Raw genomic sequence first — 12,569 nt, forward strand, 5'->3', positions numbered from 1 at the left:
CGTAACTGACTTCCGGTGCCCCCGACCGGGCCACGGAAAACCGCCGGGACGCAACTGGTGAGTGGTTTCTTGCAGCGCGTGGAGTAAACCCGCGATTGATCTATGGGCAACCCGCAACGGCCACGCCCGACATTCCTAGACCAGCGGTAATCTCCAGCCGAACACCTCGTCCTGCGGTAACCAACCCGCGCATATCAGTCTGACCGCGCCGTCGCCAACGACACGCTGACCACGAACCGAACGCCTCCCGGCCACCCAAAAAGGAAGCGGTCCCGGACAACCCAGCCCGGGACCGCTTCCCCACGCCCTTGACAGACGCGAACTACATATCAGATCTGCCTCGCCGTGCTAGACCCGCCCGCCGGATGTTCCCGAGACGAATCCGGCTTGTCGAAGTTCGCAACGTCAACGTCCTCTCTCGAGTGTGTCGTGAGGGAGGCAGAGGTTCTTCCGTGACGGAACGTGGTTGAAGTTAGATTCAATGTTTAATTGAGTTCCGCTTCAACGTCTAGAACCGCATGACTTAAGTACCCCCTCTTCCGGCAGAAAGCTGCTTGAGGAGGGAGTACTGCGGTCCTAACAGCGGCCTTATGAAATCACGGGAACCAGGGTCTCGCAGAGCTATAGCGGGCGGTTTTTCGCACCGTTATTGACCCTCCAGGTCAGTCGCTTTTGGGTGGCGTGCTCGTTGCGGTCGCGTTGGCTGAAGTTGGTTCGGCCCAATGTTTTCCGGCTGCACTCCAGCTGGTGAGGAAGTCGAGTTGTTGTTGGGCCTGGCTTCCCGGTTCCGCGGTGTATGCGATGAGCGTCAGGCCCTCGCCGGGGAGTTCGAGGGAATCTCCGGTGAGTTCGATGTCTCCGATGAGCGGGTTGTGCAGTGTCTTGCGGGCGGAGCGGTGGAAGCGGACGTTGTGCCGGGCCCAGCGTGTCGAGAACTCCGTGCTTCCGGTGGCGAGGTCACCGATGAGGCTGTTCAGGGCCCTGTCGCGCGGATTGCGCCCTGCTTCAGTTCGCATTGCGGCGGCGAGGTCATCTGCAAGGGTGTTCCATTCGAGGAAGAAGTCCCGGGCGCGCGGGTCGAGGAACATGAACCGTGCGAGGTTCAGCGGCAGGGTGTCGGGGCCGAGGATCCCGTCGTAGAGGGCGAAGCAAAGGCTGTTGGCGGCCACGATGTCCATGCGTGAAGTGCGGACGTAGGCGGGGGTGCCGGTCATTCCTGCCAGGATCCGCCCCACGCTGGGCCGGACTTCCGACCGGACTCGGCGCTTTCCTGATTCCCGCGATGGCGCGGCCGCCCTGGCGAGGTCGAGCAGGTGAGCGCGTTCGGCCTCATCGAGCTGAAGAGCTGCGGCGAGGGACTCGAGGACGCTCTCGGAGGCTCCCCGCAGGTTGCCGCGTTCGAGCCGGGCGTAGTATTCGGTGCTGACGCCGGTGAGCATGGCCACTTCCTCGCGTTTGAGGCCGGCCACCCTCCTGGTCCCGCCGTAGGCGGGCAGCCCGGCTTGGGCGGGAGTGATGCGTGACCGCCGGCTCGTGAGGAACTCGCGGACGTCTTTACTGTTGTCCATGAGCTCTACGCTACGACGCCCCGGCCCGGGCTAACAGGAACTGCCAGTACACCGCACGGCAGGCACTCCCGCGCGCAGGAAGTGACTGGTTTTCTTGAATGAGACCAGTTTCCCATCCTGCAAGGACACCATGTCTGTATCCACGCTTACCCCTTCTACAACCGTGACCCGGCCCCGCGCGTCGCTCATAGTCGCCATGCTCGGGTTCTTCGTCGTTGCCCTGGATGCCCAGATCGTCAACGTCGCCCTGCCGCAGATCCGCAATGACCTCGGAGGCGGCCTGTCCGGCCTGCAATGGATCGTCACCGGCTACACCCTGATGTTCTCGGCCCTGCAACTCTTCTCCGGGACCTTCTCGGACCGGGTTGGGGCCCGCCGCGCCTATGGACTCGGCATGATCCTGTTCACCGTTGCGTCGCTGGCATGCGGGGTCAGCCCGAATCTCCCGGTACTTATCGCCGGCCGCATCCTGCAGGGCATCGGCGCGGCGATGATCACCCCCAGCTCCCTTGCGCTCATCCGGGAGGCCTACCACGACGCAACAGCGCGCGGCCGGGCCATCGTTTACTGGGGCCTGGGCGGCTCCATCGCCGCGGCAGCAGGTCCGGTGCTCGGCGGTGTCCTCACCCAGCTCGACTGGCGGCTGATCTTCTTCGTCAATCTACCGGTCGGTGCGGCAGCACTCATGGTGCTCGCCCGCGTCGTTCCGTCGCCTCGGCGGCCAACGCCTTTTGATTGGCTCGGGCAGATCACTGCCGTGCTGGCGCTGGCCAGCCTGACGTACGGCATCATCGAAGGCGCGCAGCTGGGCTATGGGAACCCCGTGATCCTTGCCCTGTTCGCCGCGTGCGCGGCCTCGGCGGCCGCCTTCGTGCTGGCGCAGGCACGGGGACGGCATCCCATGGTCCCGCTGGGGCTGTTCCGTTCCCGCACGGTCTCCACTGCCTTGGCCGTAGCCCTGGTCACGATGGCAGCCTTCTACGGCGTCGTATTCCTCCAAAGCCTCTACTTCCAGCAGCAACGCGGTGCCACCGCACTGGAGACCGGGCTGCTGTTCCTGCCAATGACCGGCCTCGTCGCCCTCCTCAACCCGCTCACGGCCCGGCTGATGGCCAGGTTCGGGAATCTGGCCATGACCACCGCGGGCCAACTGCTCATGGTCCTGGGCCTGGCCGGTCTGTGGTTGCTCCCCGCCGACGCGCCGACCCTGCTCGTGGCGCTCGTCATGGTCCCCGTCGGGCTCGGCGGATCTTTCACCGTGCCCCCGATCATCGCTCTCGTCATGGACCACGTGCCGGCGCAGAACGCGGGGACCGCCAGCGGCGTCATCAACACCGCCCGGCAGGTCGGCGGTTCCCTCGGCGTCGCCATCTACGGCGCCCTGCTCGCCGGGAACGACTTCATGACCGGACTCCGCTTCGGCTTCGGCATCACCGCCGTCGTTCTCCTCATCTTCGTCGCGGCGTCCCTGCCACTAAGGCACGCAAAGCAGCCACAACACTAAGGGCGGTGCCAGAGCAGGCCCCCACGACCCCGTCCGCAGACCAACCACTAACAAGACCGCGACCAAAGGAACCCAAATGAAGAACGTGACCCTTAACAACGGCGTCCAGATGCCGATCCTCGGCTTCGGCGTCTTCCAGATCCCCGACGACGAGACCCAGACCGCAGTCGAGGCCGCCCTCGCAGCCGGGTACCGGCACCTGGACACCGCAGCCTCCTATGGCAATGAGGAAGCCGTCGGTGCCGCGATCAAGGCCAGCGGAATCGCCCGCGAAGAACTGTTCGTCACCACCAAGCTCTGGATCCAGCACGCCCCCACCGGCAGCGTCCAGGACGACACGAAGCGCTCCTTCGAAAACTCCCTCCACCGGCTCGGACTGGACTACCTGGACCTGTACCTCATTCACCAGCCGCTCGGGGACTATTACAGCGAATGGCGGGGCATGCAGGACCTTTACAAGGAAGGCCTGGCCCGGGCGATCGGCGTTTCCAACTTCCATCCGGACCGGCTGGTCGACCTCATCGACCACAACGAAATCGTCCCGGCCGTCAACCAGATTGAGACCCACCCCTTCCACCAGCGCGCCGCCGATCAGGCGCTGATGCGCGAACGCGGCGTCCAGATCGAGTCCTGGGGCCCCTTCGCCGAAGGAAAGAACAACCTCTTCACCGATCCGGTCCTCAGCGCGATCGCCGAGGCACACGGCAAGTCCGTCGCCCAGGTCGTGCTCCGTTGGCTCATCCAGCGCGAGGTCGTCGTCATCCCCAAATCGGTCAGGCCAGAGCGCATGGCCCAGAACCTCGACGTCTTTGGTTTCACCCTGACCGATGAGCACATGACTCAGATCACGGCACTGGATACCGGCGCCAGCCTCTTCTTCGACCACCGCGACCCCGCCATGGTCAGCTGGCTCGGCGGACGCCGCTACAACTAAACCGGCCCTCCGTCCGTTGGGGTGACCGACCGGTCACCTCAACGGGCAGTCTCCGCAGCCGGAACGCGTCCGAATCAGCGAGGAACGCTGACCATTACCCCGACCCCGAGAGCCGTGATGGACACAAATCCAAGAACTATTGACCGGCGCTCGGTTCTGCACTCTGCCGCCACCGGCCTGGGCGCTGCCATGATCGCTATCGGCATATCAGCCTGCGCACCGGACGAAAGGAACATGCCCATGCCTCCAAATCCAGCCGTCCCCAGCTCCGCCCAGGGGGCTCCGGGCCCCGGAAACGGCGGACGGGTTCTGCTGGCCTGCTTCTCCCGTGCCGGCGAGAACTACTACTACGGCGGCCGCACCAACCTCGACGTCGGCAACACCCAGGTCCTGGTCGACGAGATCAGCAGACTCATTAGATGCGACGTGCACCGGATCGAGGCCGCCGTCCCCTACCAGGAAAGCTACGACGCCACCGTCGCGCGGAACGTCCGCGAACAAGATATCGACGCCCGCCCGGGCATCGCCAACCCCCTTCCCTCCATCGACCAGTACGACACCGTGCTGCTGGCCAGCGGCATCTGGAACGTCCGGGCCCCCATGATCATGACGACCTTCACCGAGAGCCACGACTTCCGCGGAAAAACGGTCCACCCCGTCACCACCCACGCCATGAGCGGACTCGGCACCACCGAACGGGACTACGCCCGATCCTGCCCGGGTGCAACCATCGGCGAAGGACTCGCAGTACGGGGCGAGGAAGTCCGCGACGCCGGACCTGCCGTCCAATCCTGGCTGCGCCTCACGGGATTCCTCCAAAGCCGACCAAGCGTGACAAGCTGAGCTCCATAATCCAATCAAGCGCTTACTCCATGCCTAACGGGCGCGCAGTACATGAAACCTCCCTGAGGTACGGGCGAGCGGTACTCCAAACGACCCGTGGTCATGAGCAGACGTTATTCCGTGACGGAACGCGGTTGAATTCCGTTTCAATGTTTGAGTCCGCCGCCCGGCAGTGTGGTAATTCTGCCAAGTAATAAACGATTAACTGGAGGAGCCTCGATTTTCGAATCGGGGCTTTTTCTGTGTGCGGCTCTTTTATCCTTTTATTACGCCTCCGTCAACGCTTTTGGGTAAAGCGGCTCGCACGGAACCTGCCCAATGTTGCAGCTCGATAACGAACTTTACGGTGAGTCAACTTTGGTGGCTCCAAGTGGCCTTCGGGGTTTACGCTTCATCCCATGTGAGACGTACCACACTGCCGCTGGGGGAGTGTGGCGTCTGTCCGGCGCTTTCGGCACCGGAATCACCCACACCACAGAAACAAGGAGGCGGAATGCGCTTGGGTCGTATTTCCAAAGCAGTGGGCGTGGCGGCAGCAGCTGCCATCGCCCTCAGCGCCTGCGCCGGCAACAGCGGCGGGACAACCCCGACCACTGCGGCCGCAGCAGGCAAACAAGGCGGATCGGCAACCGTGGTAGAGGTTAACGCGTTTAACACGTTCAACCCGAACACGGCCGACGGCAACACTGACATCAATTCAAAGATCAGCTATGCCACCCACTCGGGCTTCTTCTACATCGACAACAAGCTCAACGTTGTCCGCAACGAGAAGTTCGGCAAGATGGAAAAGGTCTCCGACAATCCGCTGACGGTCAAGTACACCATCAACGACGGCGTGAAGTGGTCAGACGGCACGCCCGTCACCGCGGCCGACCTCGTGCTGCAGTGGGCCGCTTTCTCCGGCTACTACAACGACGCCGATGCCGAAAAGAAGACCGGAACGTCCTACTTCTCCTACGCCGGTGACCCTACCGGTATTGCCCTCACGGACTTCCCGGAACTCGGTGACGACGGCCGAAGCATGACGCTGAAGTACTCCAAGCCCTTCGCCGACTGGGAAATCGCCCTCGGCGGCCCGGGCATCGACATCCCGGCCCACGTCCTCGCCAAGAAGGCAGGCCTGGCAGACACCAAGGCGTTCATCGACCTCCTCAAGGGCATGCCCCGGGGCGACGCCAAGGCCCCTAAGCCGGCGAACGCCCAGCTCAAGACCATGGCTGACATGTGGAACACCGGCTTTGACACCAAGACCCTGCCGGCCGATCCGAGCCTCTACCTCTCTAACGGCCCCTTCATCGTCAAGAGCGTCAACCAGGACCAGTCCCTGACCATGGTCAAGAACAAGGACTACAGCTGGGGTCCGACAGCCAACCTGGACGAAATCACCGTCCGCTACATCGGCGAGGCGCCCGCCCAGGTCCAGGCGCTCAAGAACGGCGAAGCCGACATCATCGCCCCTCAGGCGTCCGCTGACACCGTAGAGCAGCTCAAGGCACTCGAAAGCCAGGGCGTGACGGTCGACGTCGGAAACCAGCTCGCGTACGACCACATCGACCTGAACTACTCCGGCCCGTTTGCCGACAAGAACGTCCGCGAGGCGTTCATGAAGGCCGTCCCGCGTGCGGACATCGTCGACAAGATCGTCAAGAAGCTTGACCCGAAGGCCGCACCGCTTGACTCGCAGCTCTTCGTTCCGGACCAGGCACCGTACGCCGATTCCGCGAAGAACAACGGTTCCTCCGCCTACCAGGGTGTGGACATCGAAGGCGCCAAGAAGCTCCTCAATGGTGCCACCCCCTCAGTTCGCATCATGTACAACAAGGACAACCCCAACCGTGTCGATGCTTTCTCCCTGATCAGCGAGTCCGCCACCAAGGCCGGCTTCAAGATCGTTGACGGCGGCCTCGGCAAGTCCGACTGGGGCAAGGCCCTCGGTGACGGCACCTACGACGCCACCATCTTCGGCTGGAGCAACTCCGGTGTCGGCGTGTCCGGCGTCCCGCAGATCTTCAAGTCCGGCAATGACTCCAACTTCAACAAGTTCAGCGACCCGGCAGCGGACAAGCTGATGGACGAACTGATTGTCACCACCGACAAGAGCAAGCAGGACGGCCTCGTCCAGCAGATCGACAAGATGATCTGGGACTCGGCCTACGGCCTGCCGCTCTTCCAGTCGGTTGGCGTGGACGCATACAGCGACCGCGTCACCGGTGTGAAGTACATGCCGAACCAGACCGGCGTTTGGTGGAACTTCTGGGAATGGGCGCAGAAGTAGCCCGCGACCGCAAGTAAAACTGCTGGAAAGGCGTCGGGACCACAGCTTCTTCGGTCCCGGCGCCTTTCTGGCGACATCCCTGGCGATGCCGTGGTCCCGCCGCCACATCGGCGGGAACCGGCCAAACTCCGCGACCGGTCCGGGCAATCCCCGGGCCCGAATTCCGAGGTTCTATTCCAATGGTGACCTACATCTTCCGGCGGCTTGTGACTGCCGCCCTCATTCTTCTCGGCGCATCCTACTTCGTGTATCTCCTGACAGCGGCGTCCGGCGATCCCCTGGAACAGTTCCGCGCCAACCCCACGCCGCAGAAGCAAGCTCTGATGGACGCGAGGACCGAACTCCTGCAGCTGGACACCCCCGCCCCGCTGCGGTATTTCAAGTGGTTCGGCGGCGCGGTCCAGTGCGTCATCCCGTTCGCCAACACCTGCGACCTCGGGAAAAACATCGCCGGCCAGCCCGTCACTGAGGCCCTCGGCAACGCGCTCATCCAGACCCTGACCCTAGTCACCGGGGCCACCGTGCTCGCCATCCTGATCGGCATCACCCTGGGCATCATCACCGCCCTGCGGCAGTACAGCACGCTGGACTATGGCGTGACGTTCATGGCCTTCCTGTTCTTCTCCCTGCCGATCTTCTGGGTGGCGGTCCTGCTCAAGGAATTCGGCGCCATCGGATTCAACAACTTCCTGCGAAACCCCGAGGTGCCGCTGACAGTGGCGCTCGGGATCGGCGTCGTCGCCGGCGTACTGATAGCCGTCGCGGCGGGCGGGCCTATGAAGCGTCGACTGCTGGCCGGAGCCGTCGCATTCGCCTTCGTCACCGCAGTGCTCATCTACTTTTCCGCCACCGAATGGTTCAAGACCCCGGGCCTGGGCCCGGTGATCATCGCCATCGCCGGTGTCGGCATCGCCTTCGCCGTGACCCTGCTCTCCGCCGGACTGAAAAACCGCAAGGCCCTGCAATCCGCACTTATCTCCGTCGGCGTCGGCGTCGTGCTGTACTTCCTCCTTCAGCCGCTGCTCAACGAGGCCACGTTCGTGATGATCGTGCTGCTGGCGATCGCCTTCGTGCTGATCGGAATGGGCATCGGATATCTGGTGGGAGGCTACGACCGCGGGCAGTCCATGCGGGCAGCAGCCATCACCTCGTTCCTGGTCGGCTTCCTGATCCTGCTGGACCGCTACATGCAGGCATGGCCCACTTACTTCAATAACAGCCGCGTGCGGGGCCGCCCTATCGCCACCATCGGTGCCACTACACCGAACATCCAGGGTGACTTCTGGGTCCTGAGCCTTGACTCATTCACCCACCTGATCCTGCCCACCCTGGCCCTGATCCTCATTTCGCTGGCCAGCTACACTCGGTTCACCCGCTCCTCGATGCTGGAAATCATGAACATGGACTACATCCGCACGGCCCGGGCCAAGGGCCTGAGCGAGCGCACCGTAGTCATGCGCCACGCCTTCCGTAACGCCCTGATCCCCATCGCCACGATCGTCGCCTTCGACATCGGAGCACTGATCGGCGGTGCCGTCATTACCGAAACCGTCTTCTCGGTCCGCGGCATGGGCTTCCTGTTCCTGGACGGGATCGCGCACGTCGATCCCAACCCGGTCATGGGCGTCTTCATCTGCGTCGCCATCACGGCCATGGTCTTCAACCTCATTGCGGACCTGGCCTACTCCGCACTGGATCCGCGCGTAAGGGTAAAATCATGAGCCAGCCAAGTCAGCAGGAAGTAATCATGGCCGAAGATGCAGCCTCGCGGATTTCAGCCGCGGCCGGCATTGAGCCGGTCCTCGAGGCCAAGGGCCTGAGTCAGGGCCAGATCGTCCGGAAGCGGTTCCTCGGGCACTCCGGCGCCATCGTCGGCCTCGTGGTGTTCGCCCTCATCTTTGTCGTTGCCTTCACCTCCGTGGGCTACCTGGGTATCCCGGGCTGGTGGAAGTACACGCACGAGCAAGTCTCCCCGCTGGTCAACGACGGCGCACCGACGTCCTCGCTGTGGCCGTTGGCCTGGGGCGAACATCCGTTCGGCCAGGACCGGATCGGCCGCGACCTCTTCGCCATGACCATGCGCGGCGCGCAGCAGTCCATCACCATCATGATCGTGATCGGCCTCATCGCCGGCCTGATCGGTGTGGTGGTCGGCGCCATCTCCGGCTACTTCCGGGGCTGGGCCGAGGCCATCCTGATGCGCGTGACCGACGTCATCATCATCATTCCCGCCCTACTGCTGGCCGCCGTCATGGCACAGCTCGCCGGCCGCCGGGACCAGGGAAGCTGGTTCGCCTCGTTCACTTCCACCAACGGCGTCCTGGCCCTCGGAATCTTCCTGGGCCTGATCAGCTGGGTCGCCCTGGCCCGCCTGATGCGCGGTGAATTCCTGTCACTGCGCGAACGCGAGTTCGTGGATGCGGCCCGGATTTCGGGTGCCAGCAACGCCAGGATCATCTTCAAGCACATCCTGCCCAACGCCGTCGGCGTCCTGATCGTGAACGTGACCCTGACAATGTCTGCCGCGATCCTCACCGAAACGGCACTGAGCTACCTGGGCGTCGGCGTCAAGGCCCCGGACACATCCCTGGGCCTGCTCATCTCGCAGAACCAGCAGGCCTTCGCCACCCGGCCCTGGCTCTTCTGGTTCCCGGGCATGTTCATCGTGCTCATCTGCCTCAGCATCAACTTCATCGGCGACGGCCTGCGGGACGCCTTTGACCCGCGGCAGAAGAAGTTCAATGCCAAGAAGGCGAAGGAACACGGCGGTCCCGCAGTACAGGCCAGCGCTGTCACCGGCGTCGACGCGCCCGAGCAAGAGGGATTCCGGCCCGAGGGACCCGGGCACGACGGACCGGTTGACGGAACACGGGGCCAGTAGATGCCGGCCCCCTGCAGGACCGGGCTAGCCGGCGCTTACGGCCAGGTAGCTGGCCGCCAGGAGCAGTACGACGGCGCCAATCGCCACCCAGCGGACGGTGACGGTTGCGGCGGTGCTGGAGGCCTCGCCAGCGGCGAGCTGCCCGCCTTCCACCAGTTCATGCCACCGGGCCCGCACCAGCATGGCAGCCTGGCCGGAGTCTGTGCTCCTCAGGTCGCCCGGACGGACCGACTTGCCGGGGCCGTAGGTGGTTGCCGGCAGGCCGTGGAGGTCTTCCGGGCGGGCGTGGCGGCCGCCCCAGATGCCGGGGGCGGGCGCGGCCCAGGACGTGTAGCTCTTCTCGGCGGTGACCAGCGTCAGTGCAAAGCGGGTATCGACGTGCACCAGCGCGGCCCACGGCACCTCAACCGAGCGGAACGGATTTTCCAGGGTGACGCCGGCGTCATGGACCACAACGGACGGCATCCAGAACAGTTGCCAGCCCATGAAGGCGATGAAGGCCAGCGGGGCGATGCCCCCCAGCGCCCCCGGACCTGCCATGACCACCGAGACAACGACACCGAACGCGGCCACCGCCCAGGACAGCCACGCGAACCATTTGTTGGTTCGTGCTTTGAAGACTTCAACATTTCCGGCGTGCGCAGAGCTCATGCCCCCAATAATTCAGTATTCCGAGCCGCAGCACTAATCCCCGGTGCACCGGCGGCCCGGGCGGAAGGATAGCCCATCATGACTGACTTCATCACCCTCGATCCGCCGGCGTCACCCGTGCCTGGCAAAGGCGAAACCGTCCTGGAGGTCCGGGACCTCAGCGTGGATTTCGGCGTTGACAAAAAATGGGTCCCGGCCGCGATCGGCCTGAACTACGAGGTCCGGGCCGGCGAAGTCCTCGCCATCGTGGGGGAGTCCGGGTCCGGAAAGAGCGCCAGTTCAATGGCGCTGCTGGGCCTGCTACCAAGTAACAGCCGCGTGAGTGGAAGTGTCAAGCTCGCCGGCCGTGAGTTGCTGGGGAGCAATGAGGCCAATATCCGTGCAGTGCGCGGCAAGGACGTCGCGGTGATCTTCCAGGAGCCGATGACGGCCTTGAACCCGGTCTACACTGTGGGGGCGCAAATCGTGGAAACTGTGCGTCTGCACAATGAGGTATCCCCGGAAGAAGCCCGACTCCGGGCCTTGCGCATGCTGGACCTTGTCGAACTGCCCGATCCGGAGAAGGCCTTCCGGTCTTACCCGCACCAGCTTTCGGGCGGCCAGCGTCAGCGCGCCATGATCGCGCAGTCGCTATCCTGCGACCCGAAGCTGCTCATTGCCGATGAGCCGACCACGGCCCTCGACGTGACCGTCCAGGCCGAAATCCTTGACCTCATGCGCAACCTGCGGAACAAACTGGACAGTGCCATTGTCCTCATCACCCACGACATGGGAGTGGTGGCCGACCTCGCCGACCGGATCGCCGTCATGCGCAAGGGCCTCATCGTGGAGACCGGGACGGCCGCGCAGATCTTCCACAACCCGCAGCACGAATACACCCAGGCGCTGCTGGCCGCGGTCCCTCACCTGGGCCAGGGTGGCGCGGATTCGGCGGGGGACGTGGACGTCACCGCCGCTCTCGCCGCCGCGACACACGTCGAGATCCTCTCCATTCCGGAAGGCGAGCTGATCCGGCGGGAGCGCGAAAATGCCGCCGCCCTGGCCGCGGCCGAGGCGGCCAAGCCGAAGGGCGAGCCGGTCCTGGAGCTCAGCAATGTCGCCATCGAGTACCCGAAGCAGGGCCGGGTCCCGGCCTTCCGTGCCGTGGAAGGGGCCAACCTGGTCATCTATCCCGGACAGGTGGTCGGCCTCGTCGGCGAGTCGGGTTCCGGCAAGACCACCATCGGCCGGGCAGCCGTCGGCCTCCTGCCGGTAGCGGCGGGCATCATGCGGGTCGTGGGGCAGGACATTTCCGCCGCCAAGAGGAACGGCCGCCAGCTGCACGAGATGCGCCGGCATGTCGGCATGGTGTTCCAGGACCCGTCCTCGTCCCTGAACCCCCGGCTGCCCATCGGCGAAAGCATCGGCGAGCCGATGTTTCTCTCAGGTGTCGCGAAGGGCGCCGAGCTGCAGCATCGGATCGAGGCGCTCCTGGACCAGGTCGAGCTGCCGCGGGACTACCGCAACCGCTACCCGCACGAACTCTCCGGCGGGCAGAAGCAGCGCGTGGGGATCGCGCGTGCCCTCTCGCTCAAGCCGAAGCTGATGGTCGCCGACGAGCCCACGTCCGCCCTTGACGTTTCCGTCCAGGCCAAGGTGCTCGATCTCTTCCAGAACCTGCAGAAGGAACTGGGGTTCGCCTGCCTCTTCGTCACCCATGACCTCGCGGTGGTGGACGTGCTCGCCGACCGGATCTGCGTCATGCAGCGCGGCAGGATCGTGGAGCAGGGGACCCGGGACCAGATCCTCCGCAACCCCCAGGAGCCCTACACCCAGCGGCTCCTGGCGGCGGTTCCGCTGCCGGATCCGGACAAGCAACGCGAGCGTCGCGAACTGCGCGCGCAGCTGCTGGCCGGGGCCAGCTGAGCTCTGCC

General features: G+C 64.4%; 9 protein-coding genes. 7 read left to right on the plus strand and 2 right to left on the minus strand.

The window, feature by feature from the left end; all coding sequences use genetic code 11:
- Positions 1–662: 662 nt before the first annotated feature.
- Positions 663–1,568 (minus strand): helix-turn-helix transcriptional regulator, encoded by a 906-nt coding sequence (locus BLQ10_RS04405; protein ID WP_091558891.1) that lies wholly within the window; start codon positions 1,566–1,568, stop codon positions 663–665.
- A gap of 130 nt (positions 1,569–1,698) precedes the next feature.
- Here BLQ10_RS04405 and BLQ10_RS04410 point away from each other — a divergent pair, with 130 nt between their 5' ends.
- The 6 genes from BLQ10_RS04410 to BLQ10_RS04435 all read left to right on the plus strand — a co-directional run bounded on the left by BLQ10_RS04410 (position 1,699) and on the right by BLQ10_RS04435 (position 10,005).
- The gene (locus tag BLQ10_RS04410; protein WP_091558894.1) at positions 1,699–3,072 is read left to right on the plus strand and encodes an MFS transporter; all 1,374 of its coding nucleotides are present in this window, start codon (positions 1,699–1,701) and stop codon (positions 3,070–3,072) included.
- A 76-nt stretch (positions 3,073–3,148) separates the two neighbouring features.
- Complete coding sequence (locus BLQ10_RS04415; RefSeq protein ID WP_091558896.1) at positions 3,149–4,006, plus strand: aldo/keto reductase; 858 nt, start codon at positions 3,149–3,151, stop codon at positions 4,004–4,006.
- A 240-nt stretch (positions 4,007–4,246) separates the two neighbouring features.
- A complete protein-coding gene (locus tag BLQ10_RS04420; RefSeq protein ID WP_254785398.1) occupies positions 4,247–4,849 on the plus strand; it encodes a flavodoxin in 603 nt (200 codons plus the stop codon).
- Between the two features lie 493 nt (positions 4,850–5,342).
- On the plus strand, positions 5,343–7,124 hold the full coding sequence (locus BLQ10_RS04425) for an ABC transporter family substrate-binding protein (RefSeq protein WP_091558902.1): 1,782 nt from the start codon (positions 5,343–5,345) through the stop codon (positions 7,122–7,124).
- Positions 7,125–7,303: 179 nt separating this feature from the next.
- Complete coding sequence (locus BLQ10_RS04430; RefSeq protein ID WP_091558903.1) at positions 7,304–8,845, plus strand: ABC transporter permease; 1,542 nt, start codon at positions 7,304–7,306, stop codon at positions 8,843–8,845.
- 26 nt (positions 8,846–8,871) lie between these two features.
- Positions 8,872–10,005 carry an ABC transporter permease gene (locus BLQ10_RS04435; protein WP_091558906.1) on the plus strand — a complete coding sequence of 378 codons (1,134 nt, stop codon included), beginning with the start codon at positions 8,872–8,874 and terminating at the stop codon, positions 10,003–10,005.
- A 24-nt stretch (positions 10,006–10,029) separates the two neighbouring features.
- On the opposite strand, the gene BLQ10_RS04440 is transcribed toward BLQ10_RS04435, so the two are convergent.
- Positions 10,030–10,656 carry a PH domain-containing protein gene (locus BLQ10_RS04440; protein WP_091558909.1) on the minus strand — a complete coding sequence of 209 codons (627 nt, stop codon included), beginning with the start codon at positions 10,654–10,656 and terminating at the stop codon, positions 10,030–10,032.
- Between the two features lie 78 nt (positions 10,657–10,734).
- On the opposite strand from BLQ10_RS04440, the gene BLQ10_RS04445 reads away from it, so the two are divergent.
- Positions 10,735–12,561 carry an ABC transporter ATP-binding protein gene (locus BLQ10_RS04445; RefSeq protein WP_091558911.1) on the plus strand — a complete coding sequence of 609 codons (1,827 nt, stop codon included), beginning with the start codon at positions 10,735–10,737 and terminating at the stop codon, positions 12,559–12,561.
- Positions 12,562–12,569 lie beyond the last annotated feature (8 nt).

It is taken from the genome of Arthrobacter sp. ok362, from assembly GCF_900102785.1.
In the GTDB taxonomy this organism is placed as follows: Bacteria; Actinomycetota; Actinomycetes; order Actinomycetales; family Micrococcaceae; genus Arthrobacter.